21 protein-coding genes and 1 pseudogene are annotated in these 25,808 nt (G+C 71.3%); 6 read left to right on the top strand and 16 right to left on the bottom strand.

What is annotated here, in order from left to right; genetic code table 11:
- Positions 1-30: 30 nt before the first annotated feature.
- The 6 genes from ccsB to hemL all read right to left on the bottom strand — a co-directional run bounded on the left by ccsB (position 31) and on the right by hemL (position 6,059).
- Positions 31-999, bottom strand: coding sequence for a c-type cytochrome biogenesis protein CcsB (gene ccsB, locus FHU34_RS29225; RefSeq protein ID WP_145785875.1), 969 nt, complete (start codon positions 997-999; stop codon positions 31-33).
- Positions 999-2,627 (bottom strand): cytochrome c biogenesis protein ResB, encoded by a 1,629-nt coding sequence (gene resB, locus FHU34_RS29220; protein ID WP_145785874.1) that lies wholly within the window; start codon positions 2,625-2,627, stop codon positions 999-1,001. Before resB ends, ccsB begins: the two co-directional genes overlap by 1 nt.
- A complete protein-coding gene (locus FHU34_RS29215; RefSeq protein WP_145785873.1) occupies positions 2,627-3,442 on the bottom strand; it encodes a cytochrome c biogenesis CcdA family protein in 816 nt (271 codons plus the stop codon). Before FHU34_RS29215 ends, resB begins: the two co-directional genes overlap by 1 nt.
- The gene (locus FHU34_RS29210) at positions 3,442-4,011 is read right to left on the bottom strand and encodes a TlpA family protein disulfide reductase (protein ID WP_145785872.1); all 570 of its coding nucleotides are present in this window, start codon (positions 4,009-4,011) and stop codon (positions 3,442-3,444) included. The genes FHU34_RS29215 and FHU34_RS29210 overlap by 1 nt, the downstream gene beginning before the upstream one ends.
- Positions 4,011-4,658, bottom strand: a complete 648-nt coding sequence (locus FHU34_RS29205; RefSeq protein WP_088986809.1) for a histidine phosphatase family protein — start codon at positions 4,656-4,658, stop codon at positions 4,011-4,013. The genes FHU34_RS29210 and FHU34_RS29205 overlap by 1 nt, the downstream gene beginning before the upstream one ends.
- A 63-nt stretch (positions 4,659-4,721) precedes the next feature.
- A complete protein-coding gene (hemL, locus tag FHU34_RS29200) occupies positions 4,722-6,059 on the bottom strand; it encodes a glutamate-1-semialdehyde 2,1-aminomutase (RefSeq protein WP_145785871.1) in 1,338 nt (445 codons plus the stop codon).
- 220 nt (positions 6,060-6,279) lie between these two features.
- Here hemL and FHU34_RS29195 point away from each other — a divergent pair, with 220 nt between their 5' ends.
- Positions 6,280-6,615, top strand: a complete 336-nt coding sequence (locus tag FHU34_RS29195; RefSeq protein WP_145785870.1) for an STAS domain-containing protein — start codon at positions 6,280-6,282, stop codon at positions 6,613-6,615.
- Positions 6,616-6,630: 15 nt separating this feature from the next.
- Here FHU34_RS29195 and FHU34_RS29190 read toward each other — a convergent pair whose 3' ends face one another.
- Together FHU34_RS29190 and FHU34_RS29185 are read right to left on the bottom strand one after the other, a co-directional pair.
- A complete protein-coding gene (locus tag FHU34_RS29190) occupies positions 6,631-7,185 on the bottom strand; it encodes a response regulator (protein ID WP_145785869.1) in 555 nt (184 codons plus the stop codon).
- A complete protein-coding gene (locus tag FHU34_RS29185; protein ID WP_145785868.1) occupies positions 7,182-11,549 on the bottom strand; it encodes a HAMP domain-containing protein in 4,368 nt (1,455 codons plus the stop codon). Before FHU34_RS29185 ends, FHU34_RS29190 begins: the two co-directional genes overlap by 4 nt.
- A gap of 320 nt (positions 11,550-11,869) precedes the next feature.
- Between FHU34_RS29185 and FHU34_RS29180 the strand changes: the two genes are divergently transcribed.
- Entirely contained in the window at positions 11,870-13,945 is a 2,076-nt protein-coding gene (locus FHU34_RS29180; RefSeq protein WP_145785867.1) for a SpoIIE family protein phosphatase, read from the top strand.
- A gap of 85 nt (positions 13,946-14,030) precedes the next feature.
- Entirely contained in the window at positions 14,031-14,462 is a 432-nt protein-coding gene (locus tag FHU34_RS29175) for a hypothetical protein (RefSeq protein ID WP_145785866.1), read from the top strand.
- Between the two features lie 4 nt (positions 14,463-14,466).
- On the opposite strand, the gene FHU34_RS29170 is transcribed toward FHU34_RS29175, so the two are convergent.
- Positions 14,467-15,825: an FAD-binding oxidoreductase gene (locus FHU34_RS29170; RefSeq protein ID WP_145785865.1), complete on the bottom strand. Its 1,359-nt coding sequence runs from the start codon at positions 15,823-15,825 to the stop codon at positions 14,467-14,469.
- Between the two features lie 96 nt (positions 15,826-15,921).
- On the opposite strand from FHU34_RS29170, the gene FHU34_RS29165 reads away from it, so the two are divergent.
- Together FHU34_RS29165 and FHU34_RS29160 are read left to right on the top strand one after the other, a co-directional pair.
- Positions 15,922-18,018, top strand: coding sequence for a S9 family peptidase (locus tag FHU34_RS29165; RefSeq protein WP_145785864.1), 2,097 nt, complete (start codon positions 15,922-15,924; stop codon positions 18,016-18,018).
- A 175-nt stretch (positions 18,019-18,193) separates the two neighbouring features.
- Positions 18,194-18,379 (top strand): hypothetical protein, encoded by a 186-nt coding sequence (locus tag FHU34_RS29160; protein WP_145785863.1) that lies wholly within the window; start codon positions 18,194-18,196, stop codon positions 18,377-18,379.
- Positions 18,380-18,397: 18 nt separating this feature from the next.
- Here the strand turns inward: FHU34_RS29160 and FHU34_RS29155 are convergent, their stop codons facing one another.
- The 4 genes from FHU34_RS29155 to FHU34_RS29140 all read right to left on the bottom strand — a co-directional run bounded on the left by FHU34_RS29155 (position 18,398) and on the right by FHU34_RS29140 (position 21,897).
- Positions 18,398-19,930 (bottom strand): FtsX-like permease family protein, encoded by a 1,533-nt coding sequence (locus tag FHU34_RS29155; protein ID WP_145785862.1) that lies wholly within the window; start codon positions 19,928-19,930, stop codon positions 18,398-18,400.
- Positions 19,927-20,628, bottom strand: coding sequence for an ABC transporter ATP-binding protein (locus FHU34_RS29150; protein ID WP_145785861.1), 702 nt, complete (start codon positions 20,626-20,628; stop codon positions 19,927-19,929). The genes FHU34_RS29155 and FHU34_RS29150 overlap by 4 nt, the downstream gene beginning before the upstream one ends.
- Positions 20,625-21,161: a PadR family transcriptional regulator gene (locus tag FHU34_RS29145; RefSeq protein WP_145785860.1), complete on the bottom strand. Its 537-nt coding sequence runs from the start codon at positions 21,159-21,161 to the stop codon at positions 20,625-20,627. Before FHU34_RS29145 ends, FHU34_RS29150 begins: the two co-directional genes overlap by 4 nt.
- A 154-nt stretch (positions 21,162-21,315) precedes the next feature.
- The gene (locus FHU34_RS29140; RefSeq protein ID WP_145785859.1) at positions 21,316-21,897 is read right to left on the bottom strand and encodes a TIGR03086 family metal-binding protein; all 582 of its coding nucleotides are present in this window, start codon (positions 21,895-21,897) and stop codon (positions 21,316-21,318) included.
- A gap of 31 nt (positions 21,898-21,928) precedes the next feature.
- Here FHU34_RS29140 and FHU34_RS29135 point away from each other — a divergent pair, with 31 nt between their 5' ends.
- Positions 21,929-22,738 carry a helix-turn-helix domain-containing protein gene (locus FHU34_RS29135; RefSeq protein WP_145785858.1) on the top strand — a complete coding sequence of 270 codons (810 nt, stop codon included), beginning with the start codon at positions 21,929-21,931 and terminating at the stop codon, positions 22,736-22,738.
- A gap of 10 nt (positions 22,739-22,748) precedes the next feature.
- On the opposite strand, the gene FHU34_RS29130 is transcribed toward FHU34_RS29135, so the two are convergent.
- The 3 genes and pseudogenes from FHU34_RS29130 to FHU34_RS33935 all read right to left on the bottom strand — a co-directional run.
- Positions 22,749-24,278, bottom strand: a complete 1,530-nt coding sequence (locus FHU34_RS29130) for a SpoIIE family protein phosphatase (protein WP_208745235.1) — start codon at positions 24,276-24,278, stop codon at positions 22,749-22,751.
- Positions 24,279-24,291: 13 nt separating this feature from the next.
- Positions 24,292-25,653, bottom strand: coding sequence for a sensor histidine kinase (locus tag FHU34_RS29125; protein ID WP_145778098.1), 1,362 nt, complete (start codon positions 25,651-25,653; stop codon positions 24,292-24,294).
- A pseudogene (locus tag FHU34_RS33935) lies at positions 25,650-25,808 on the bottom strand (transcriptional regulator); the annotation flags it as partial. The gene FHU34_RS29125 and the pseudogene FHU34_RS33935, both read right to left, overlap by 4 nt.

Here is a 25,808-nt window from a genome sequence, read left to right as displayed (position 1 = left end):
CCGTGACCGGCCCGCACGCCGTTTACCGGATCAGTCCAGCCCACCGTACGAGTGCAGGCCGGTGAAGAAGATGTTCACGCCGAACAGGTTCATCAGCATGGTGAGGAAGCCGAGCACCGCGAGCCAGGTCGCCACGTTGCGCCGCACGCTCGGCGTGGCCCGGGCGTGCAGGTAACCGGCGTACACCACCCAGGAGATGAACGCCCAGGTCTCCTTCGGGTCCCAGCCCCACGGCCGGCCCCACGCCGCCTCGGCCCAAATGGCGCCGGCGATCACCGCGAAGGTGAAGATCGGGAACGCGAACGCGTGCAGCGCGAAGGTCAGCCGTTCCAGGCTGGCCGCGCCGGGCAGCCGCTTGGCCAGGGTGTACGGGAAGCTCCGCTTGCCGTTCTCGTACCCGTTGCGCATCAGGAAGCCGACCGCCGGCACCGCACCGAGCAGGAAGATGCCGGACGCGAAGACGATGGTCGAGACGTGGATGACGAACCAGTACGAGTTCAGTGCCGGCACCAGCGGCACGATCGGTACGTACAGGACCAGCTCGGCGGTGGCCACCAGCAGCACCATCACCAGCGTGAGGAACAGCCCGAGCTTGCGCAGCGACGGTCGCTTCCAGAGCACCACCAGCCAGGCGGCGACCCCGATGAACGTCACAGTGAGCACGAACTCGTACATGTTGCCCCAGGGCATCCGGTCGGCCGCGAGGCCACGGGTGACCAGGGCCGCCAGGTGCAGCAGGGCGGCGACCGCGGTGGCGCCCACCCCGAACAGGCCCGCGAGGCGGGCACGCCGCGTGGACCGATCCACGGGCGGCGCGGGGACCGGCGCGGGCGGCTCCTTGATCACGCCACCGCCGGCACCGACCAACTCGCGGACCGGGGCCGCCGAGGCGACCCGGGTACGGGCGTTGCCCAGCGCGTACTCGACGGCATGGCCGATCATCGCGATCAGGTACGCCAGGATCGCGAATGTGACCAGATTGTCGGAGAGTGCGGACATCACTCGGCTCCTTCTCGCACACCGGCCCGTTCGGCCACTGGGTCAGCATCACCCTTGACCGCAGCGATGAGCTGGGTGAACTCGTCGGCGAACCCCGGATAGTCGGTACGCGGCAACCCGCCGACCTCCATCAAGCTACTACCGCTCGTCGGAGATCCTTCGCCGGGGTCGGCCGGCACCACCCGGAAGAACACCCGGCGACGCCGCCCGAACAGCGAACCCATCAGCCCGACCAGCAGGACACCACAGCTGATCAGCAGCGGCGTCGCACCGGGGTCGTGTCGGACGGAGAGGGTGACGTACCGCTCGGTGCCCAGGAACTCGACGGTGGTGCCGTCCGCCAACGTCCAGGTCTCGCCCTTCTTGAGCAGCTTGGTGCCGACCTCCTTGACCTTGCCGGCACGCACCTGACGCTGGTCGAGCTGGTAGACCGAGCCGGGGATGCCGGCGTCCATGCCGAGGTTGCCCTGGTAGGCGACCAGGTTCAGCACCGGGTTGCGCTCGGTCGGGTACTGCGAGCGGACGAACGGCCCCTGCTCGGGCGCGGTGGGCAGGTAGATGCCGGTGAACGCCATCTGCCCGTCCGGGCTGCGCTGGCCGGTGGCCGGGTCGACGTTCGCGTCCGGGAACGCGGCCAGGCCTTCACTGGTGAGGCCCATGTCGCCGGTGGTCAGGAACGGCTCGTCGCTGACCTGGCTGTTGCCGAACCGGTCGGTGTAGCGGATCACCGGGGCGTACCCGTGGCCGAGCAGGTAGACGTTCGCGTCGGCCAGGCGCAGCGGCGAGTTCACCGAGAAGTCGGCGCTGCGGGTCGGCTCGTCCGGGCCGTCGACGGTGACCGTGGCGTTGAAGAACTCCGGCTGACCGGACGGCAGGAACCGCGCCTCGAAGTCGTCCAGCCGCAGGCAGAAGCGGGGCAGGTCGGCGCTGTCCACCCGGGGGCCGAGCTTCGCCTCCGCGTACTGCTGGCGGGTGTTGCAGAAGGCGTTGTCCGCGCCCGCCACCAGCAGTCGGTTGCCGCTCCAGCCGTACCACGAACCGAGCGCGACGCCGATCAGCACCGCGATGAGCGAGGTGTGGAACAGCAGGTTCCCGGTCTCCTTGAGGTAGCCCTTCTCGGCGGAGACCTCGTCGCCGCGCACCTCCACCCGCCAGCGGCGCTTGCGCAGCACGTCGGCGATCGCCGCCACGCCACCAGCTGGGGCGGGCACCACAGCGTGCTGCGGGAGCCGGGCCATCCGCTTCGGCGCGGCCGGCGGCCGGGACCGCAACGCCCGGACGTGGTCGCGCAGTCGGGGCGTGATGCAGCCGATCAGTGAGGTGAACAGCAGCAGGTAGATCGCGGAGAACCAGACCGACCCGAAGACCTCGAACGCGCCGATCCGATCCAGTCGGGGGGCCCAGTCCGGGTGGTCGACGAAGTACTCGTTGACCTTCTCCGGGCTGATCCCGCGCTGCGGCAGCACCGAACCGGGGATGGCGGCGACAGCGAGCAGGAAGAGCAGGATCAGGGCGGTACGCATGCTGGTCAGCTGCCGCCAGGAGTTGCGCAGCAGGGCCAGCAACCGGTTCGGCCGGCGGCGTGGCGCCGGCGCCACGGTCTCCGGCCGGTCGTCGACGACCGTCATCAGATGCTCACCTCGCCCACCCCGACAGTGGTCTGCAACCAGATCACGAAGCTCTGCCATCCGCCGGTGACCAGCGCCAGGCCGATCAGGATGAGCAGGGCGCCGCCGACCCGGGTGACCCAGCGGCTGTTGCGCCGGACGGCGCGGAAGACCCCGAGCAGGCGTTCGAAGCCCAGCCCGAAGACCACGAACGGTATCCCCAACCCGAGGCAGTACGCCACGGCGAGCACCACGGCGCGGTCACTCTGGCCGCTCGTGGCAGCCATCCCCATCACCGCACCGAGCGTCGGGCCCGTGCAGGGCACCCAACTGAGCGCGAAGACCGCCCCGAAGACCGGTGCGCCGAGCAGCCCGGCCGACGGCAGCCGGGAGATCCGGAACTCCCGTTGCAGTGCGGGGATCATCCCGAGGTAGCCGAACCCGAGCACGATGATCAGCACGCCGACGACGATTTCGAGCTGCCGCTCGTACTCGAAGAAGACCCGGCCGATACCGGCGAACAGGATGGCGGTCGCGACGAAGACGACGGTGAAGCCGGCGATGAAGAGCAACGTGCCGGCGAGCACCCGGCCCTTGACGGCCACCGTGGCCCGCTCGCGGACCGCCACCCCGCCGTCGCCGTCGGGAGCCGGGTCCGCCGGAGCCCGGCGGCCTTCGAGGTCCGCCCCGGCGAGACCGGTGACGTACGACAGGTAGCCGGGGACGAGCGGGAGCACGCACGGGGAGAGGAAGCTGACCAGGCCGGCGAGCGCCGCCGCGCCGATGGCGAGCAGCAGCGGCCCGCTCAGGGCCAGCTCCTTGAAGGTCTCGCCCATCAGTTCGACGCCGGCTTCTCGGCCGCGATCCGCTCGACGATCGGTTGCAGGCCCTCCTGCTTGACGGCGGCCCGGATCACCGAGGCGATCCGCCCCTCCCGGTCGAGCACCACCGTCGCGGGGACGGTGTTCGGCGGGATGTCCAGGTCGAGCGCCAGCCGGCTGGCCGGGTCGAAGAGGCTCGGATAGGTGACCCGCCCCTGCTCGAACGCCTTGGCCTTGTCCCGCGAATCCTGCACGTTGATGCCGAGGAAGCTCACCCCGGAACCCTTGGTGGCCTGGTAGACGGCTTCCAGGTCGTCCGCCTCGGCGCGGCACGGCGCGCACCAGGAACCCCAGAAGTTGACCACGACGACCTGGCCCCGGGCCTGGGTGACGTCATAGGTGCCGCCGAGGAGCAGCTCCCCGGCGAGTTTCGGAGGAGCCGAGCGCTGGTCCGGTGCGCACTCGAAGATCCCGTCGGTGGTGGTCGTGCAGGTCTTCTCCTGCCCCTTCGACGACGTGCAGCCGACCAACGCCACCGCTGCGACGGTGGCGAGCAGGCCGGCGGTCCACCTCCGGGCGTTCATCAGGCCCCCTTGGCCGTCCGGGCTGTCGCGGAGAGGGCGATCAGGTGCGCGGCCGGCTCGCTGTAGCCGATGCCCACCACCTTCGCGCCGTCGAAGTGGAACGAGGTGAGACTCGCCAGCCCGCACTGCCGCTTGCGCGGGTCGTGCCAGAGCCGCTTGCGCTCGACGTGGCGGCGCAGCGTCCAGATCGGGAGCTGGTGCGACACCAGCACCGCCTCGCGCCCCTCGGCGGCGACCCGGGCGGCCTGCACGGCGGCGAACATCCGCTCGGCGATCACCCGGTACGCCTCCCCCCAGGACGGGGTCACCGGGTCGCGCAGCACCCACCAGTTGCGCGGGTCACGGAACGAACCGTCGCCCGGGGACACCTTCTTGCCCTCGAACCAGTTCGCGCTCTCGATCAGCCGCTCGTCCACCCCGACCGGCAGCCCGAACTGGGCGGCGATCGGCTCGGCGGTCTGCTGGGCGCGTTCCAGCGGGCTGGCCACCACGTGCACGATCTCCCGCTCGGCCAGGCCCTGCGCGGCAGCCTTGGCCATCTGCACACCCAGCTCGGAGAGGCGGAAACCGGGCAACCGACCGTAGAGAATCTGATCCGGGTTGTGCACCTCGCCGTGCCGCAGCACGTGGACCACCGTCTTACTCAAGGCTGCGCCCCCTTTGTTCCCGACTGCGGGGCTCGCAAGACCGACTCACTCCTCGCGCTCACGCTAACCCCCGTGACCGGCCGCCGCCGCAGCGTTCGCCGCCGTCGGCAGCGCGTCGGCGATGTGTTCCAGAGCGGCGTCGTCCAGCGCCGCCGACACGAACCACGACTCGAACGCGCTCGGCGGCAGGTAGACGCCGGCGGCGAGCATCGCGTGGAAGAACGCCTTGAACGCCGGCACCTGCTGGGTGCGCGCGCTGTCGTAGTCGACCACGTCGGCGTCGGTGAAGAAGATCGAGAACATGCTGCCCGCGTACGACAAACGGTGCGGGACCCCGGCGGCGGCCAGCGCGTCGGAGGCCAGCTTGCCCACTGTGGCGGCCGTCTGGTCGAGGCGCTGGTACAGCGCGTCGTCGGCGAGCCGCAGGGTCGCCAGCCCGGCGGCGCAGGCCAGCGGGTTACCGGAGAGCGTGCCGGCCTGGTAGACCGGGCCGGCCGGGGCGAGTCGCGCCATGATGTCCGCCCGCCCGCCGAAGGCCGCGGCGGGCAGGCCACCACCCATGACCTTGCCGTACGTCCACAGGTCGGCGTCGGAGGCGTCGAGGCCGTGCCACCCGGCGCGGGACACCCGGAACCCGGTCATCACCTCGTCCACCACGAGCAGGGCGCCGTGGGCGTGCGCGATCCGGGCGAGCTGCTGGTTGAAGCCGTCGCGAGGGGCGACCACACCCATGTTGCCGGCGGCCGCCTCGGTGATCACCGCCGCGATGTGCGGGCCCTCGGCGGCGAACGCCTCCTCGACGGCCCGGATGTCGTTGTACGGCAGCACGATCGTCTCGCTGGCCGCCGCGCCGGTCACGCCGGGCGAGTCGGGCAGGCCCAGGGTGGCCACGCCGGAGCCGGCGGCGGCGAGCAGCGCGTCGACATGTCCGTGGTAGCAGCCGGCGAACTTGACGATCTTCGAGCGGCCGGTGTAGCCGCGGGCCAACCGGATCGCCGACATGGTGGCCTCGGTGCCCGAGTTGACCAGGCGGACCTGCTCCATCGGGGTCCGGTCGACCAGCTCGGCGGCCAACTCCACCTCGCCCGGGGTGGGCGTGCCGAAGCTGGTGCCCCGGGCGGCGGCGGCCTGCACGGCGTCCACCACCTCCGGGTGGGCGTGCCCGAGGATCAGCGGCCCCCAGGAGCAGACCAGGTCGACGTAGCGGCGGTCGTCGGCGTCGTACAGCCACGCGCCCTCACCACGGACCATGAAACGTGGGGCGCCGCCGACCGCCTGGAAGGCGCGCACGGGAGAGTTGACCCCGCCCGGCACGATGGCGCGGGCGCGGTCGAACAGGGCCTCGGAGGCCGGCGCTTCGGCCGGGTAGCGGCCGGATCCGGCGGGAAAGATGTCGGTCACGATGCCGCCATTGTGTCAGCGGCGAACGGCCCACCAGCAGCCACCCCGCAGTCGGGTTACCAGGCTCACGCCCAGCCGGTGCCCGCCAGCAGCGCCGGCAGGAAGGCTCACGGCGTGGGCGGCGACGGCTCGAACCTGGGCGGCTGCTTCGCACGGCCTGCGTGGCGACGGCTCACGGCCTCGACAGGCCGGACCGGCCGGATCGCGCTAGGCTGACCGAGTGGATCGTGCCGAACTGTCCATCACGCTACACCGGACGGGTGACGAAGCTGTGCTTCGCCTGGCCGGTGAGATCGACATGCTCACGGCCGCGCAGCTCTCGACCGTGGTCAACGAGGTGCTGGCCGACCCGCCGCCGAAGATCGTCCTCGACCTCGGCGGCGTCACCTTCTGCGACTCGCAGGGCCTGGGCACCCTCGTCGTACTCAGCCGCAAGGCCAGCCACGCGCAGAGCCTGCTGATGCTGACCCACGTGGGCGACTTCCTCATCCGGGTCCTGGACATCACCGGCCTCCGCAGCGCCCTGATGATCCGCAACGACCAGACCACCGGCTGACCCGCCCCGCCGCCGTCAGGCGGTGTTGCCCCAACGGGCCTGCTCCAGCATGCGTACCGCCCGCTCCCGGGCCTCCCCGTCGTCGGAACGCAGCATGGTCGTCGCCTCGTCGACCGCGTCGGTGAGCCTCCGCCACTGCGTGTCACGCTCCCGGACCAGGTCCGACTGGGCGGCCAACTGCCGGGTCTTCACCCACAGCTCGACGAAGACCGACACCTTGGCCCGCAGCACCCACGGGTCGAACGGCTTGGTCAGGTAGTCCACAGCGCCCACCTGGTAGCCCCGGAGGGCGAGCTGGGCATCCCGGTCGGCAGCGGTCAGGAAGATGATCGGCACGTGCCGGGTCCGCTCGCGGCGCTTGATGTGACTCGCCGTCTCGAAGCCGTCCATGTCCGGCATCTGCGCGTCCAGCAGGATCACCGCGAAGTCGTCCACCAGGAGCTGCTTGAGCGCCGCCTCGCCACTCTCCACCGCGACGGACTGGACCGGCAGGCCCTGGAGGATGGCCTCCAGGGCCGTCAGGTTCTGCCGCCGGTCGTCCACGAGCAGCGCCTTGGCCATCTGGGTCACGAAGTCTCCTCGGTGCGGCTGCCGTTGATCCAGGACGACATCAACTCGATCAGATCGTCCAGGTCGACTGGCTTGGTGATGTAGTCGCTGCCCCCGGCAGCGAGCGCCGACTCACGATCACCAGGCATGGCCTTCGCGGTCAGGAAGACCACCGGCAGGTCTGCGAAGCGATGGTTGCGGCGAATCTGGCGCGTGGTCTCGTAACCGTCCTGGTCGGGCATCATGGCGTCCATCAGCACGATGTCCACCTCCGGATGCTCGGCCAGCAGGCGGACACCGTCCGCCCCGTTGTCCGAGTACAGCACGGTCATCCCGTGCAGCTCCAACGCGCTGGTCAAGGCGAAGACGTTCCGGACGTCGTCGTCCACGATCAGGACTGTGGCGCCGTCCAGTTGACGGGTGGCCGGCGCCTCCGGCCGCTCCGGAAGCAGCTCCAGCGGCGGCATGAGCAGCGACGACGGCAGGCCGGCCCGCTGCGGAGACGGCGGCTGGGGCGCGACGACCGCGTCCGGAGCCAGCACCTGCGGCACGAACAGCGTGAACGTCGAACCCTGGCCGGGCGCTGACGACACGGTGATGGTGCCGCCGATCAACCGGGCCAGATCGCGGCTGATCGACAGACCCAGGCCGGTGCCGCCGTAGCGGCGGCTGGTCGTGCCGTCCGCCTGCTGGAACGCCTCGAAGATGATCGACAACTTGTCGTCGGAGATGCCGATCCCGGTGTCGATCACGGTGAACGCGATCACCTGCTGGGCGTTGGTCAGCGCCGGCACATCGAACACCGCGTTCTCCGCCGCCGGGGCGATCCGCAGCGTCACCGCACCGTTGTCGGTGAACTTCACCGCGTTGGAGAGCAGGTTGCGCAGGATCTGCTGCAACCGCTGCGCGTCGGTCACCAGCGCCGGCGGCAGATCCTTGCTCACCCGTACCTGGAAGTCCAGGTTCTTCTCCTCGGCCTGCGGCGCGAACGCCTGCTCGACGAACCCGCGCAGCTCGGTGAAGCGGATCTCGGTCGGCTCGACGTCCATCCGACCCGCCTCGATCTTGGACAGGTCGAGGATGTCGTCGATCAGACGCAGCAGGTCGGAGCCGGACCCGTGGATGGTCCGGGCGAACTCGATCTGCTTCGGGCTGAGGTTCTGCTCCGAGTTCTCCGCCAGCAGGCGGGCCAGCAGCAGCAACGAGTTCAGCGGCGTACGCAGCTCGTGGCTCATGTTGGCCAGGAACTCGGACTTGTAGGCCGACGCCCGGGTCAACTGCTGCGCCTTCTCCTCCAGGCCCAGCCGAGCGAGCTCGATCTCCCGGTTCTTCGTCTCGATGTTGCCCTTCTGCTCGGAGAGCAGGGTGGCCTTCTCCTCCAACTCGGCGTTGGTGCGCTGCAACTCCGCCGACTGCTCCTGCATCTCGTGCGCCAGGCGCTGCGACTGGGCCAGCAACTCCTCCGTACGCCGGTTGGCCTGGATGGTGTTGACCGCGATGCCGATGGTGAGCACCAACCGCTCCAGGAACGCGAGGTGCAGCTCGGAGAACGCCGACACGCTGGCGAACTCGATCACCCCGAGCAGCTCGCCCTCGAACAGGACGGGGAGCACCACCAGGTCGGACGGAGGTGTCTCGGCCAGACCGGACCGCAGGGTGAGCCGGCTGTTCGGGGAGGCGCTGACCCGGATCGTGCGGCGGGACAACGCGGTCTGCCCGACCAGCCCCTCACCCGGTCCGAAGGTGACGTCGGTGCCCCGCGCCACGTACCCGTAGGAGGAGGTCAGCCGCAGTCGCATGCTGCCGTCGGTGTCGTCGGCGAGGAAGAAGGCGCCGAGCTGGGCGTCGACCAGCGGCGTCACCTCCGTCATGATCATGCGGCAGACCTCGCCGAGGTCGCGCTGGCCCTGCAACAGGCCACCGATCCGGGCCAGGTTGGAGTCCAGCCAGCCCTGCTCGGCGTTCTTCTTCGTCGTCTCCCGGAGGGTGACGATCATCTGGTTGATGTTGTCCTTCAGCTCGGCGACCTCGCCCTGCGCCTTGACCGCGATCCGCTGGGTCAGGTCGCCCCTGGTCACCGAGGTGGACACCTGGGCGATGGCCCGCAGCTGCGTGGTCAACGTCGAGGCGAGCTGGTTGACGTTCTCGGTGAGGTCCCGCCACGTGCCGGACACGCCCTTCACCTGCGCCTGACCACCGAGCTTGCCCTCGATGCCGACCTCACGCGCGACCCGGGTCACCTCGTCGGCGAACGACGACAGCTGGTCCACCATCGTGTTGACTGTCGACTTCAGCTCCAGGATCTCGCCCTGGGCGTCCACCGTGATCTTCTGCGACAGGTCACCCTTCGCCACGGCGGTGGTCACCGACGCGATGTTGCGGACCTGGCTGGTCAGGTTCGACGCCATCGAGTTCACGTTGTCGGTCAGATCCCGCCACGTGCCCGACACGCCCTTCACCTGCGCCTGACCACCGAGCTTGCCCTCGGTGCCCACCTCACGGGCCACCCGGGTCACCTCGTCGGCGAACGACGACAACTGGTCCACCATCGTGTTGACTGTCGACTTCAACTCCAGGATCTCGCCCCGCGCGTCCACCGTGATCTTCTGCGACAGGTCACCCTTCGCCACCGCCGTGGAAACCTGCGCGATGTTGCGGACCTGGGCGGTCAGGTTCGACGCCATCGAGTTCACGTTGTCGGTCAGGTCCCGCCAGGTGCCGGCGACGCCGCGTACCTGAGCCTGGCCGCCGAGCTTGCCCTCAGTGCCCACCTCACGCGCGACCCGGGTCACCTCGTCGGCGAACGACGACAACTGGTCCACCATCGTGTTGACAGTGGACTTCAACTCCAGGATCTCGCCCCGCGCGTCCACCGTGATCTTCTGCGACAGGTCACCCTTCGCCACCGCCGTGGTCACCGAGGCGATGTTGCGGACCTGACTGGTCAGGTTCGACGCCATCGAGTTCACGTTGTCGGTCAGGTCCCGCCACGTGCCGGAAACGCCCTTCACCTGCGCCTGACCGCCCAGGTTGCCCTCGGTGCCCACCTCGCGGGCCACCCGGGTCACCTCGTCGGCGAACGACGACAACTGGTCCACCATCGTGTTGACGGTGTTCTTCAGCTCCAGGATCTCGCCCTGGGCGTCCACGGTGATCTTCTGCGACAGGTCACCCTTCGCGACGGCGGTGGAGACCTGGGAGATGTTGCGAACCTGGCTGGTCAGGTTGCCGGCGAGCTGGTTGACGTTCTCGGTGAGGTCACGCCACGTGCCGGACACGCCCCGCACCTGGGCCTGACCGCCCAGCTTGCCCTCGATGCCCACCTCACGGGCCACCCGGGTCACCTCGTCGGCGAACGACGACAACTGGTCCACCATCGTGTTGACGGTGTCCTTCAGCTCCAGGATCTCGCCCTGCGCGGCCACCGTGATCTTCTGCGACAGGTCACCGCGCGCCACCGCCGTCGAGACCTGCGCGATGTTGCGGACCTGGGCGGTCAGGTTCGACGCCATCGAGTTGACGCTGTCGGTCAGGTCCTTCCACGTGCCGGCCACGTTCGGCACCTCGGCCTGACCACCGAGCTTGCCCTCGGTGCCCACCTCGCGGGCCACCCGGGTCACCTGCTCGGCGAAGAGCCGCAGCGTGTCGGTGAGGTAGTTGATGGTGTGCGCCAACTCGGCGACCTCACCCTTGGCCGACACGGTGATCTTCTGGGAGAGGTCACCCTTCGCCACCGCAGTCGACACCTGGGAGATCGACCGGACCTGGTAGGTCAGGTTCGACGCCATGGTGTTCACCGAGTCGGTGAGGTCCTTCCAGGTGCCGGCGACACCCCGGACGTCCGCCTGACCGCCCAGCTTGCCCTCGGTGCCCACCTCACGGGCCACCCGGGTCACCTCGTTGGAGAACGAGGACAGCTGGTCGACCATCGTGTTCACGGTGCGCCCGATGCGCAGGTACTCACCGCGCAGCGGCCGGCCGTCGATCTCCAACGCCATGTGCTGCGACAGGTCACCGTCCGCGACCGCCACGATGACCCGGGCGATCTCGGTGGTCGGTCGACCCAGGTCGTCGATCAGCGAGTTGATCGCCCGCTGCCCCTCCGCCCAGGAGCCGTCCAGCCCTTCGTCGTCCAGCCGCTCGGTGAGCCGGCCGTCCCGACCGACGATCCGGCTGATCCGCCGCAGGTCCAGGTACTGCCGCTCCTGGAGCGAGACCACCTCGTTGAAGGCGTCCGCCACCTCACCGGCCGCGCCGGCGCGGCGGGGAAGCCGGACCTTCAGGTCGCCGCGGCCGATCCGCCGCAGTGCCTCGGTCAACTCACCGAGGAGCGCCTCGTGGTCGGGCGCGGACGGATCCGCCACCGACTGCTTCGCCGTGGTCATCATTCCTCGCTCAACTCGGGGGCACCGGTCCGTGCGACACACCGGCACCCCATATTGTGCCCGCGCGAGCCGTAGTGCCAGGGTGCGCGACCCGCCAGGTGGCAGGGATCCCCACCCGGACCGCCTCGATGACGCTGGATCGGGCACAGGCCGCCGCAGACCTCGCAGGCGTGACCAACAGGCCCGGACTGCCTGTTCCGTGCGGGCGGCCGCCCCGAGGCGGAGTCCGGACACGGCTCGGTTGCTCTCTCCGCCCGGGCGGAAGGCTCGCGAGGGTGATCGGCTTGGCACCCGGCAGGGGGACGGTAGAGGATACGGGGGTGTCAGCCGAGACGGGGACGGCGACGACCGGGGCCCGGGACGGGGCGGTCCGGCGTGTCCGGCTGCCCGCAGATCGCCGTACGCCAGCCGCCGCCCGCGCCGTGGTCCGCTCGGTGTTGACCGAGTCACACCTGGACGAGCTGGTCAACGAAGCGCTACTGCTCACCACCGAGCTGACCACCAACGCCGTGGAGCACGCCCGCACCGAGTTGGACATCGAGGTCGTCGCCGACGAGATCGGGCTGACAGTCACCGTCTCCGACTTCGCGCCCGGCTCCGGCGACGAGCTGACCGTCGGCGCCCGCAACGACTCCACGGAGATCAACGAGGTCTCCGAGCGGGGCCGGGGCCTCCTGCTGGTCGACCACTTCGCCAGCCGCTGGGGCACGACGTACCTGCCCACCGGGAAGGGCGTCTGGTTCCGGCTGGACCGCCCCGGCGCCGAGACGTCGGCCGAGGACCTCGCCGGTGGCGCGTCGGCACCGACCAGCGCCGGCCCAGGTACGGCCCTGGACAAGTCCGCGCCGAGCGCCAGCGCGATGAGCGAACTCATGCAGACCGCGCCCGACCTGTACGCGGACGACCCCCTGCCCGACTTCGCCACCAGCCTCCTCAGCCGGGTCGCCGAGATGGTGGGCGCGGCCGGCGGCACGATCCGCCTGGACCGGGGCGACGGGCAGGGTCGGCAGGTGTTGGCCCGCTTCGGTCGACCGCCCCGCCCCGGCAGTGAGCTGCTCCGGGTGCCGCTGACCGTGCACCGCCCGTACGCCGGTGAGCTGGAGTTGGACGCCGCCCCGTCGGCGTACGCCCGGCCGTTGGCGGTGCTGACCGCCGAGCGTCTGTCGCTGCACCTGGAGAACGACCGGCTGCGCCGGGCCGACGTCCGCCGGCAGGTGTGGCTGACGTTCCTCGCCGAGGCGAGTGAGCTGCTCGCCCAGTCGTTGGACGTCGACCTGACCATGGCGCTGGTGCCGCAGTTGGTGGTGCCGCGCCTCGGCCAGTGGTGCGCGGTGCACACCACCGACGAGTGGGGCCGGCTGCGGCTGGCGGCGGCCAGCCACGCCGACGAGTCGACGCTCCCGCAACTGCACAAGGTGCTGGCGGAGACCGGGCCGGATTCGATCCAGGCCCGCCTGCGCGAGGCGTCACGCAGCGCGGCGCAGATCCCCCTGGGCGGGCCGATGGAAGGTTTCGCGGTCCCGCTGATCGCCCGTGGCCAGCGGCTCGGCACCCTGGCGGTGGGGCGGCACCAGCGGCACCGGCACGACCCGGACGAGGTGGCCGTGTTGGAGGACGTGGCCCGGCGGGCAGCGTTGGCCATCGAGAACGCGCGGATCCACGCCGAGCGCCGCCGCGTGGCGCAGACGCTTCAGCAGTCCCTGCTACCGCCGGTCCTTCCCGTCGTGGACGGGATCGGTTTCGCCGCCGAGTACGTGCCGACCGGCGACGACGCCGAGGTGGGGGGCGACTTCTACGACGTGGTGCCGTTGCCCGACGGGCGTTGGCTGGTGGTGATCGGTGACGTCTCGGGCAAGGGTGTCCAGGCCGCCGCCGTGACCGGGTTGGTCCGGGATGTGATCCGGGTGCTGGTCGGTGACGGTAAACCGTTGCCGGAGGTGTTGGCGCGGCTCAACGAGACGCTCGTCGAGCGGGGCGGCGGGCGATACTGCACGTTGGCGCTGGCGGCGGTCGGGCCCGGGGAGGGCGACACACTCGACGTGTCACTGCACCTGGCCGGGCATGACCGGCCGGTGCTGCTGTCGGCAGCGGGCGGTGCGGGGTTCGTCGGCACCGGCGGCACCGCGCTCGGCCTGCTCGACACGATCACCTCGCCGACGGCGCAGATCGCGCTCGCGCCCGGCGACTCGCTGATCTTCTACACCGATGGCGTCACCGAGCGGCGACGGGGCCGGGAGCTGTTCGGCACCGACCGTCTGCGGGACGCCGCAGCGCCCCTGGCCGGCTATTCGGCCGACGTGGTGGCCGCCCGGCTGCGCTCCGCCGCTATCAACTTCTCGGCCGAGCCGCCCCGGGACGACATCGCCGTCCTGGTGCTCCGCAACGACGCCACCTGACCCGTCGCAGACGGCTTGAACCCGCCGCACGTGGCACGCCGCGCGCGGCCCACGAACGTCGGGTCCGCTCGGTAGATTGACGCTCATGTCGATCGCCGCGCAGGCCACACCGTACTCTCGGCGGGTGGTCCGGGCCCTGGTCACCGCGCAGCTGGCGACCATCGGCGCGTTCCTCGCCGTGCTGCTGCTCTACCTGGGTCGAATGGCGACCGCCGGTGTCGGCCCGGCCGAGATGCTGACCGGGGCCTACGACCCGAAGGACGTGATCCCGTTCGGGATGGACGGGGTGAACCCGTTTTTCTGGCTCTACGCAGTGGTCGGGATGCTCTACCTGGCGGGTGCGGTGCTCGGCCTGCCGTTGGCGATCGCCGCGGTGGCGGTGGTCGCCCGCGAGCGGGAAGCCCTGCCCCGGGTGACGCGGGCGCTGCTGCTGACCGGGGCGGTCGGCGGCCTGCTGGTGCTGGTGGCCCGCTTCACCCCACCGCTGCTGGACATGCACAGCTGGTGGCTGGACTGACCGGTCACAGACCGCCCGGAAGACGCCCGGGCGCGAGCCGGTGCTCCGGATCGAGGTGCTCCTTGGCCGCCCGCAGTTGCGTCAGGCCGGCCAGCTCGCCCCAGAGGTCGACGGCACGCCGCACCGCCGGCGGGGCGGAGACCACCACGCACCGGCCCTGCCGGGCCAGCAGCACACCTCGGACGGCGGCCAGGATGGACGCCACCCGGTCGGGGGCCAGCGCTCCGGGCAGTGCCGCGTGCACCACGCCCAGGCCGGCGGACCCGCGCACCGGCACCGGCGCGCCGGCCGCGTCGCGCAACGCGTAGACGGCGGCGTGCAGGTCGCCGATCGGCACCTCAAGTCGTAGTGCGGTGTCGCCGGGGGCGAACGGGTATCGACGCCACCACGTCGGCGCGGAGTGGGCGATCGTCGCCTCCCCGTGCAGCAGACCGACCAGGCGCTCGGCGCGTTCGGTGACGTCGGCGGGCCCGCCCTCCAACAGCACCACCAGGCTGCCCGCCCGCGACGGCGCACCGGCCCGGCCGGACATCGACGGGTGGCGCTCGCGAGCGGTGGCGGCCGGGTGACCCGGTGGGTACGGATGACGCGGCCGGGGCATGCCTCCGGGCAGGTCCAGCTCGATGGCCGCCGGCTCCAGTCGGGCGGCGAGGATCGTCCGGACCAGGTCGTGCACCTCCAACGGTGTCCACACCGGACGGGACACCCACAGCCGGCTCGCCGGGACCGGCTGCACCCGCAGAGTCGCCGAGACCAGCACGCCGAGCGCGCCCTGGGAGCCGCAGAGCAGCCGGGCCAGGTCGAGCCCGGGTGCGCCACCGCCGGCGCTCACCAGCTCACCGTCGGCGGCGAGGTAACGAACACCGAGCAGTTGGTCGCACGGGCTGCCGTGACGGTGACTGAGCGGGCCCGCCTCGCCTGCGGCGAGCACCCCGCCGAGGGTCGCACCGGGCGACGGGGCGTCCATCGCCAGCCGCTGCCCGGTGCGCTCCAACGTGGCCTGCACGGCCCGCAGCGGGGTGCCGGCGCCCACCTCGGCGACCAGCGCGCCGACCGGCTCGTGACCGATGCCGGCCAGCCGGCCGGTGTCGAGCATGATGTCCACCTGCACCGGCGTGGCACCCCAGTCGATCTTCGTGCCGGCGCCCCTGGGCACGACCGCCAGGTCGTGCGCGGCAGCCAGCCGCAGAACCTCGGCCGCGGCGTGCGGTCCGCCCGGCACCGCCACCCAACGCGCCGGCCGCCCGGCGACCTCGTCGGCCGGCCCACCCAGCCGGGAGAACGGTGGGCCACAGATGGCCGCCAATCGTCGGGTGATCTCGAGGGCTCCGGACCGGCCGAGGGAACTCGCTGCTGCCGCCATGGCGGCTATCGTACATGTGTTCGAAAGACGTGGTGAGGACTATCAGGATGCCGCTGGTCCGGCGTACGACGGGTGGCTGCCGGTAACGTGGCCGCCGTGACCACCGAGACTGCCCCGCCCGCGGCGAAGCGGGTGCCCAGCGAGCGCACCCACCACGGCGACACCGTCATCGACGAGTACGCCTGGCTCGCCGCCAAGGACGATCCGGAGACAATCGCTTACCTGACGGCCGAGAACGCGTACACCGACGCGCGCACGGCACACCTGGCCGACCTACGCGCCGCACTGTTCGAGGAGACCCGCCAACGCACCCGGGAGACCGACCTGTCCGTGCCGACCCGCAAGGGCGGGCACTGGTACTACACCCGGACGGTCGAGGGGCAGCAGTACGGGGTGCACTGCCGCCGCGCGGTACGCGACGGTGAGATCGACCCGCCGGTCAGCGCCGACGGCGCCCCGCTCGACGGTGAGGAGGTGCTGCTCGACGGCAACCTGCTGGCCGAGGGGCACGACTTCTTCTCGCTGGGCGCGTTCGACGTCAGCCCGGACGGTCGTTGGCTGGCCTACTCCACCGACTTCTCCGGCGACGAGCGGTTCACCCTGCGGGTGAAGGACCTGACCACCGGCGAGTTGCTGCCCGACGAGGTGCCCGACACCTTCTACGGCACCGCCTGGTCGTCCGACGCCTCGGTGCTGTTCTACGTGACGGTGGACGACGCCTGGCGGCCGAACCGGGTGTGGCGGCACACCGTCGGCTCGGCCGCCGCCGACGACGTGGTGGTCCACCAGGAGGACGACGAGCGGTTCTGGGTCGGCGTGGAGCTGACCCGCTCGGAGAAGTTCATCCTGATCGACATCCACAGCAAGGTGACCAGCGAGGTGCTGGTGATCCCCGCCGGCAACCCGGCCGGCGCGCCGGCCGCGATCGCCCCCCGACGCCAGGGTGTCGAGTACGCGGTGGAGCACCACGGGCACCGTTTCCTGATCCTGCACAACGACGGCGCGGAGGACTTCGCGCTGGCGTTCACCTCGGCGGACGCGCCGGGCGACTGGGTGCCGGTGATCGAGCACACCCCCGGCACCCGGCTGGAAGCCGTTGACGCCTTCGCCAACCACCTGGTGGTGTCGCTGCGCACCGACGGACTCACCGGGCTGCGGGTGCTGCCGGTCGGCAGCGACGACTCGTACGACATCGACTTCCCGGAGCCGCTCTACAGCGTCGGGCTGGACGCCAACCCGGAGTACCGCACCGGGCAGGTCCGCCTGCGCTACTCCTCCCTGGTCACCCCCGACTCGGTGTACGACTACGACCTGGTCACCCGGCAGATGGTGCTGCGTAAGCAGAAGCCGGTGCTGCCCGGGCCGGACGGCCGGCCGTACGACCCCGCCGAGTACGAGCAGCACCGCGACTGGGCGCTCGCCGACGACGGCACCCGCGTGCCGATCTCCCTGGTCTGCCGCGTCGGTACGCCCCGGGACGGCTCGGCACCCTGCGAGCTGTACGGCTACGGCTCTTACGAGGCCAGCATGGACCCGTGGTTCTCGGTGGCCCGACTGTCCCTGCTGGACCGGGGTGTGGTCTTCGCCGTGGCACACACCCGGGGCGGCGGTGAGCTGGGCAGGCGCTGGTACGACCAGGGCAAACTGCTGGCCAAGAAGAACACCTTCACCGACTTCGTCGCCTGCGCCCGGCACCTGGTCAAGGCCGGCTGGACGGCCAGCGACCGGCTGGTGGCCCGGGGTGCCTCGGCCGGTGGCCTGCTGATGGGCGCGGTCGCCAACATCGCGCCGGACGCGTTCACCGGGGTGGTGGCGCAGGTGCCGTTCGTGGACGCGCTCACGTCGATCCTTGACCCGTCGCTGCCGCTGACCGTCACCGAGTGGGAGGAGTGGGGCAACCCGCTGGAGGACCCCGAGGTGTACGCGTACATGAAGTCCTACACGCCGTACGAGAACGTCACCGCCGTCGACTATCCGGCGATCCTCGCGGTCACCAGCCTCAACGACACGCGGGTGCTCTACTCGGAGCCGGCGAAGTGGATCGCCCGGCTGCGGGCGGTCTCCCCGGGCGGTGACTACCTGCTCAAGACCGAGATGGGTGCCGGGCACGGCGGTCCGAGCGGTCGCTACGACGCCTGGCGCGAGGAGGCGTTCATCAACGCCTGGATCCTGGACCGGATCGGCCGCGCCTGACCCGCGCTCGATCGTGGTGGTGGTCTCCTCCTCGGAGACCACCACCTTCCGGTGGTGATCGACCCGGAGTCGCCGATGTGCGGGTGTCGGGGCGCCCAGATGGCGCCACCTCGCCGAGGTGGGAGCAGCCGGCGTTACCGGGGCCGGCACGAGGGTCGGGGCCTACACTTCCCGGGTGACCGGGGCTACGGATGGTGACGGCGGAGCCGGCGAGGGCGTCCGCCGGCCGAGCGTGGCGGCGGTGGCGCGGGACCGCCGGGTCTGGCTGATCCTCGCGATCGTCGCCGGCCTCATCGTCTGCTGTTGCTCGGCCGTGGTCGGGGCGCTCATCGCGCTCTCCTCCGGCCTGCTCACCGCCTGACCTGCTCACACGGAGCGCTCAGGTCGTGCGCAGCTCGTCCAGCGCGGTGCTGACGCGGAGGAAGAGCAGGCCGACGCCGACCGTCACCAGCACCGCGACCAACCCACCGGCACCGAGCCAGGCCAGGTGCTCGAGCGGTACGGGAACAGCTCGGTGGACTTCGGGAAAGTGCACGATCCGGGTGTACTGCCCCCTGGTGGCAGGGTCGGCACAGAGCTCCGCGGTGGCCTCACACGTCATTGTCGATCCACCTCCCGCTGACACCTCCGTGACGAGCCCTCGGCCGAGCAGGGTGCCCACGGTGAGCGCGAGCAGGATCGCCGGCACCGCCGGGGCCAACGCCTGCCAGGCCACCGAACGGCTAAGCGTGGCTCGGGGCACCCCGGTGGCGACCAACGCGGCGTACGCCCGTCGACGGGCGACGATCCCCTCGACCAGCGCCACGATCAGCCCGCCGGCTGCGATCAGGATGGCCACCGCCACCGCCACGTCGACCAGATCCATTGTGGACAGGTAGAACGAGTCGGGGACCTCGGCCGCGCCGGTGAGCTGGCTCTGCTCCCGGTCGAGCTGGTCCTTCGTGGCGAAGTAGGCACGCTGGACGGCCGCACCCCCGCCGAAGATCAGGGCAGCGAGCAGCGCCGCGAACGTGCGGCTGCCCGCCCACGGGTCGGCCATCAGCCGGCCCGCCGCGAGCAGGGCCGGGGGCCGACGGGCGTATCGTCGCATCAGCTTCCCGCAGTGGTACGAGATCCAGCCGGTGCCGATCACCACACCGATCATCGCCGCGAGGGCACTCACCGCGAACATCAACGGGACCAGTCGGCCAAGCACCACGGTGTTGTCGCCGAACCGTTCGTACATCGGGCGGATCGCCGCGAACGACACCACGCCGAGCCCGATCAGATATCCCGCCCACGGCCTCGGGCCGCGCTCGCGGGCGGCCTTGCGGCTCACGCCGAGCGGGCTGGTGGTGACCGTACGCAGCATCAGTGCGGTGAGCAGCGCGGCGACGACCGGCAGACCGAGCACCACGGCAGTCACCGCCCCGGACGACAGCATCACATCGGTCGGCAGGGCCAGTTGGCCCCACGCGTCCGGCCGGTGCAGCAGCTCGCGACCGACCAGGTAGACGCCCAGCCCGGCGAGCGTGCCGAGCAGGGCGGCCAGGCCAGTCTCCAGCACGGCCAGCCGGGTGACCTGGCCGGGGGTGGCACCGGCGAGCCGGATCGCGGCCAACCGGCGGTCCCGCGCCGGCGCTCCGAGCCGGGCACACTGACCGGCCAGCGCCAGCACCGGAACCATCAGCATGAGCAGCGCGAACGTCGTTCCGCCGCGCAGGCCCGGTTCGCTCAACAGCGCGTTGTGGTATTGCTCGGACAACCTGTTCGGGTTCTCAGGCGTCGCCGCCGGCGTGCGGATGGCCAGCACGGTCAGCGCCGAGAGCCCGGCCAGGGTCGCCAGCAGGGCGCTGAGTGCGGTGAGCACCACCCGGGCGACGTCGGTGCGGCTCCCGGCGAGCGCGAGGCGCACCAGCGTCGCCGCTCTCACCGGGTGCCGCCGACCACTGGCACGTCGAGCCCCAGGCCCGTGTGGTCCACCAGGCCGTCACGCAGCACGATCTCCCGATCGGCGTACGCGGCGATCCGCGGCTCGTGCGTCACCAGCACGACTGTGGTGCGCTGCTCCCGGGCGAGCCGGACCAGTTGGGTGAGGACCTGCTCGCCGGTGAGCGTGTCCAGCGCGCCGGTCGGCTCGTCGGCGAAGAGCACCCGTGGCTCGGTCACCAGCGCCCGCGCCGTGGCGCAGCGTTGCTGTTGACCGCCGGACATCTCACCCGGGCGCACGTCGGCCACCTCGGCCACCCCGAACCGGTCCAGCCAGGTGAGCGCCGCCGTCCGTGCCTCTCGCCGCCCCGTGCCGGCGAGGAGCAGGGGAAGGGCGACGTTCTCCGCCGCGGTCAACTCGGCCACCAGTTGGCCGAACTGGAACAGCACCCCGAACTCGGTGCGCCGCAGCCGGGACCGGGCCGCCTCCGACCAGGTGTCGATGCGCTGACCACGCCAGGTGACCTCGCCAACGTCCGGGCGGAGGATCCCGGCCAGGCAGTGCAGCAGGGTCGACTTGCCGCAGCCGCTCGGGCCGGTGACGGCGACGATCTCACCCTCGGCCACGTCGAGCGTCACGCCGCGCAGCGCGGGTGTCGGGCCGTACGCCCGAACCACGCCGCGAGCCTGGAGTTGCGTCACGGGTGCACCTCCCGGTGCCAGTCGGCGACCCGGCCCAGGGTGGTGTGCAACCACCTCAGGTCCGCGTCGAGATGGGAGATCGCGAAGTCCGCCGCGACCACGTCGCTGAGGGTGGCGGCCGGGTCGGCCTTGACGGTGGTCAGCTCACGCAGCCGTGCGGTGTGCGCGGCGCGCTGGGCGATCAGGTAGGACCGGGCCCGGTCGACGTCGGCGACCAGGAGCGCCACCACGACCTTGGCGAAGAGCGTGCTGGCCACGTACGGCATGGGCGGTTCCACAGTGGTCAGCCACTGGTCCAGCGTGGTCCGTCCGTGGTCGGTCAGCGCGTAGGCAGTGCGATCCGGCCCGCCCGCGCGATCCTGCCCGGCGGCGGCCACCAGGCCGTCGCGTTCGAGGCGGCCGAGAGTGGCGTAGACCTGCCCGAAGGCCAACGGCCGCGCCCTCGGCAGCCGCTCGTCGTGCGCACGCTTCAGCTCGTAACCGTGCCGGCTGCCAGCAGCCAACAACCCGAGCAGAACATGCGGCGTGGACACACCGCCCACTATTCACCCAGCGAATAGCCAAGTCAACAACCCCACCCCACCCGCGCTGCACCGGGCCCCGGCCCTCCGCCCCCGGTGATCAAGAGCTTTGCGTCAAGAACGCGCCGCAATCTGACGCAAACCTCTTGATCACCGGAACGAGGGGTCAGGGGGTTGGGGTGGGCCAGGTGGGGATGCGGCCGGTCTGGGTCAGGAGGTGGGCCAGGTCGGGGCTGTCGGTCGGGGTGGGGTGGGTGACCGGGTCGGCGAAGACACCCATCTTGCGGGCGGTCGGGCCCAGTCGCTCGACCAGTCCGTGCAGCTCGGCCACCGCCTCCGGGGCCGGCTGGTACGGCTGGTCGGTGGCGACGGCGAGGTCCCAGCCGTGCACGGTCAGGTCCAGCAGAGCCATTCCGCCCACGACGGTCTGCGGCAGGCCCATACCCGGCGACACGCCCTCCAGTGTGGACGGATTCGACCACGCCGCGACCAACCGGTCGGTCTCCACCTCGAACCGGTCCCGCCAGCCGTCACCGAGGTGGTCGGGCTTCTCGGCCCATTCCACCGGCCGCTTCGCGGCCAGCCCCTGGAAGTTGACCACCACTTCGAAGAGGTGGTTGAGCAGGTCACGCACCACGTAGTCGCGGCAGGGCGTGGGCAGGTCGAGCTGGTCGTCGGTGATGCCACGCACCACGTCGACGGTTCGCGGCGCGGCAGCCGCCAGCAGATCGCTAGTCTGAGTGGTCATAGGGCCAGCGTATGAGGGTGGTCTTGAACAAATGCGACAGCGACCGCGTGGCGACAGCCGGGGGATTCTCGACCCCGGGCGCATGCTGCGCGAGGTGCGCTTCCGACGGCACCTGCCGGCGGAGCCGCTACGCCGCTGGGTCGAGCACTACTGGCTGATCGACTGGGCGTTGCACACACCGTTCGAGCAACGGGTCGTGCCGCACCCGGCGGTGAACGTGGTGTTCCGGCGGGACGGCGACGGCAGCGGCAGCGGGGCCGCGTCCGGCGAGGTGGCGGGTGTGGGTCGTGACCTGTTCCGGATCACCCTGACCGGCACCGGCCGCGTGTGCGGGGTGCAGTTCCGCCCCGGCGGCTTCCACCCGTTCTGGCAGCGTCCGGTGAGTGAGCTGACCGGCCGGCGGGTGCCGCTGCCCACGGGCCGCCTGGCATCCCCCGGGATCGGGATGTGCGCGGGCACCGACGAGGAGCGTTGCGAGGCCCTGGACGCCCTGCTCAGCGCCTGGGAGCCCACACCGGATCCGGTGGCCGAGGAGGCCACCCGGCTGGCCGAGGCGATCCGCACCGACCGGACGGTGCTGCGGGTCGGCGACTTCGCCGCGCGGCACGACGTTCCGGTCCGCCGGTTGCAACGGCTCTTCCTGGAGTACGTGGGCGTCGGGCCGAAGTGGGTGATCCGCCGCTACCGACTCCAGGAGGCCGTCGAACAGGCTGCCGGTGGCCCTCTGAGCTGGGCGGACCTTGCCGCCGACCTCGGTTACAGCGACCAGGCCCACCTGGTGCGCGACTTCACCGCGGTGGCCGGGGTGTCTCCCGCCGCGTACGCCCGGTCGGTGCGCTGACCACCCGCGCTCAGCGGCGGCGCAGGACGACCACTGCGACGTCGTCCTGGATCTCCGGTGGGGCCAGCTCCACCAGCAACCGGGCGCAGAAGCGGTCCAGGTCCTCGTCGACAGTGGTGGAGACCGCGGCGAGGGCGGCCAGCCCTTCGTCGATTGTCGCGTCCCGTCGCTCGATCAGCCCGTCGGTGTAGAACACCAGCGTGGCCCCGGCCGGCAGCACGAACTCCAGGTCGGGCGGGCGAGGTGCCCGGACGCCGAGCAGCGGTGCGGAGTGCTGCACGAACTCGATCTTGCCGTCCAGGCTGAGCACCGGCGGAAGATGCCCGGCGCTGGCCAGCCGGACCCGACCGGTCGGTGGGTGCAGCAGCAGTACGCAGAGCGTGGCCAACTCGTTCGGCAGCAGTGTCCGCATCAGCTCGTTGACCCGGTGCAGGATCTCGCCGGGCTGGTGCCCCTCGACCGCGTACGCCCGCACCGCGTGCCGCAGCTCGGCCATCACTGTCGCCGCGTGCAGCGAGTGGCCGGCCACGTCCCCGATCGCCAGCAGCAGGTGCCCGTCGAGCATCACCAGTTCGTAGAAGTCGCCGCCCACCTCGGTCTGGGCGCTGGCCGGCTCGTAGCGCACGGCGAGGTCCAACCCGGCCACGTCGGGCAGGCCGCGCGGGAGCAGGCTGCGCTGGAGGGTCACCGCTATCCGGTGCTCCTCGTCGAACGAGCGCTGCCCCTCCACGGCCGCCGCCACCGCCTGAGCGAGCTGCTTGAGCACCGGGGTTCGCGCGGTCTGGGTGGCGGTCGGGACCACCACGTACAGCGGGGCCCGGTCCTCGCGCAGCTTCGCGGCGGCGACAGTCACCGTGTCGCCCGCCGGCCAGTCAACCAGCGCCCAGTCCGCCGGGGCCTCCACCCGGACGGTGGCACCGGTCGGCACTCCGGTGTCGTCCACCACCCACGGCACCACTGTGGCGGCCTCGCCGGGGGCGGCGCAGATCCCCGCGAGACAGTCCCCGTCGAACGTCTCGGCGATCACTGCCGCCGGGCTCTTGAAGATCTGTGCGGCGCCTTCGGCGGCGGCCTCCAGCAGGCGTGCGAAGGTCGGCGCGGCGTGCACCGCCACTGTCGTGTCGGCCAGGCCGAGCAGTCGCTCGGCGAGCAGTTCGGCGCGTTGCCGGGCCTGGTAGTAACGCAGGACCGCCCGGGTGGTGGCGATCAACTCTTCCGGCTCGATCGGCTCGGTCAGGTACGCGTCCGCGCCCCGGGTCAGTCCCTGGGCCCGGTCGGCGACGTCCACGGCGTGCGCCGACACGTGGATCACCGGCATCGCCGGGTGACGGACCTTGATCTGTTCGCAGACCTCGTAGCCGCTGAGGTCGGGCAGCCGGACGTCGAGGACGACGAGGTCCATCCGGTCCACCTCGACCCGGGCCAACGCCTCGGCGCCGTTCTCGGCCTCGAGCACTGTGAACCCGGCCCGGGTCAGCCAGCTGACCAGCAGGTAGCGCTTGGTACGACTGTCATCGACCACCAGGACGGTCGCCGGCATGCCGTCCACGCCGTCACGCTCCGCCAACGGGTAGGGAGACGTGGAATGTGCTGCCCCGGCCCGGCTCGCTGGTCAGCTGCAGTGTCCCGCCGAGCAGCGTCACCAACCGCCGGGCGTACGGCAGGCCGAGGCCGGTGCCGCCGACCCGGGTGGCGCCCGGCACCTGGTAGAACTCCTCGAAGATCCGGTCGTGCAGCTCGGGGGCGATGCCCGGCCCGGTGTCGCTGACTTCGAACGTCCACCTGTCGCCCTGCCGGTGGGCGCGCAGTCGCACCTCGCCGCGCTCGGTGAACTTCAACCCGTTGTGCAGCAGATTGCGCAGCACCTGGCCGAGCAGCACCTCGTCGGTGCGCAGCAGAGCCGGTGCGCTGGGCTCCTCCACGACCAGCTCCACCTCCGGACGGGTGGCCAGCGCGCGCAGTGTGCCGCGCAGTTGACCGAAGACCGGGCGCAGGTCGACGTCCGAGAGGTCCAGCTCGATCCGGCCGGACTCCGCCTTCGCCAGGTCCAGCAGCTCGTTGACCAGATTGAGCAGGTCGGCCGCCGACGAGCGGATCAGGTCGACCTGGCGGCCCTGCTCGTCGGTGAGCGGGTCGGAGGCGGAGTCGGTGAGCAGCCGCCCCAACCCGATGATCGCGGTGACCGGGGCGCGCAGCTCGTGGCTCACGTTGGCGAGGAACCGGCTCTTCGACTCACTCGCCGCCCGCAGTTGGGCCGACTTCTCGTCCAGTTCGGCGTAGAGGGCGACGACCCCTCGGTTGGTCTCCTCCAACTCCTCGGTGAGCTGGTTGTAGAGCGCCAGCACACCACGGTTGGTCTCGGCCAGTTCCTCGTTGAGCACGGCCAGCTCGTCACGTTGGCTGCGTACCTCGTCGAGCGCCGCGATGAGCTGCCCGTTCTGCGCTGTCAACTCGTCCAACGCGCTGGCCGGGGCGATACGGCCGAGTTCGCTGCGGAACTCGGCCAACCGCTCCGGGGTCGGGATCGGCGCGTTGGCCGGGACTCGTCGGGACATCCTCACGACCGTAACCCCCTCGACGGTCGCCACGCCCAACGTGTCAACCAGTCGGGACACCGCGCCGGACTGCGGTTGGTAGTGGCCGGCGGGCAACGGGGTCACCGGGGCGAGGTCGGCGCGCAGGTGGTGTCGGCCGTCGGCACCCGCGTCGATGTGGAAGGTGACGTCCGCGCCGCCGGACATCCCCAGCAGGTCCCGGGCCACCTCGCTGAGTGCGGTGGCGATCCGAACCTGGTCCTGGTGTTCGAGGCCCACCACGGCGGCCACCTCGCGGCCCCGCTGACGGATCACGAAGATGTCCTGCTCGACCCGCAGCGCCATCTGGAGCAGCGGCTGTGCGGCCGGCTCGCCGGTCATGTCCAGGACCTTGCCACGAGCACGCAGGCATCGTCGCGTCGCACACCCGCGTCGCGCAGGAGGGTTGCCGCCACGACGAGCGGAGAGCGCTCCGCCAGACCCGGGTAGTCCTCCAACCGCCACCGGTCGGCCACCCCGTCGCTGTGCATCACCAG

The sequence above is a fragment of the Micromonospora taraxaci genome (assembly GCF_007830095.1).
GTDB classification, from domain to species: Bacteria; Actinomycetota; Actinomycetes; order Mycobacteriales; family Micromonosporaceae; genus Micromonospora; species Micromonospora taraxaci.
This window is presented reverse-complemented; position numbering and strand designations above follow the sequence as displayed.

Coding starts and splice junctions, on each gene's coding strand:
- FHU34_RS29135 (WP_145785858.1), top strand. CDS start 21,929: ATGCGACAGCGACCGCGTGGCGACAGCCGGGGGATTCTCGACCCCGGG.
- FHU34_RS29185 (WP_145785868.1), bottom strand. CDS start 11,549: ATGACCACGGCGAAGCAGTCGGTGGCGGATCCGTCCGCGCCCGACCAC.
- FHU34_RS29125 (WP_145778098.1), bottom strand. CDS start 25,653: ATGACCGGCGAGCCGGCCGCACAGCCGCTGCTCCAGATGGCGCTGCGG.
- ccsB (WP_145785875.1), bottom strand. CDS start 999: ATGTCCGCACTCTCCGACAATCTGGTCACATTCGCGATCCTGGCGTAC.
- FHU34_RS29175 (WP_145785866.1), top strand. CDS start 14,031: ATGTCGATCGCCGCGCAGGCCACACCGTACTCTCGGCGGGTGGTCCGG.
- FHU34_RS29170 (WP_145785865.1), bottom strand. CDS start 15,825: ATGGCGGCAGCAGCGAGTTCCCTCGGCCGGTCCGGAGCCCTCGAGATC.
- FHU34_RS29140 (WP_145785859.1), bottom strand. CDS start 21,897: ATGACCACTCAGACTAGCGATCTGCTGGCGGCTGCCGCGCCGCGAACC.
- resB (WP_145785874.1), bottom strand. CDS start 2,627: ATGACGGTCGTCGACGACCGGCCGGAGACCGTGGCGCCGGCGCCACGC.
- FHU34_RS29210 (WP_145785872.1), bottom strand. CDS start 4,011: ATGAACGCCCGGAGGTGGACCGCCGGCCTGCTCGCCACCGTCGCAGCG.
- FHU34_RS29215 (WP_145785873.1), bottom strand. CDS start 3,442: ATGGGCGAGACCTTCAAGGAGCTGGCCCTGAGCGGGCCGCTGCTGCTC.
- FHU34_RS29130 (WP_208745235.1), bottom strand. CDS start 24,278: ATGCCGGCGACCGTCCTGGTGGTCGATGACAGTCGTACCAAGCGCTAC.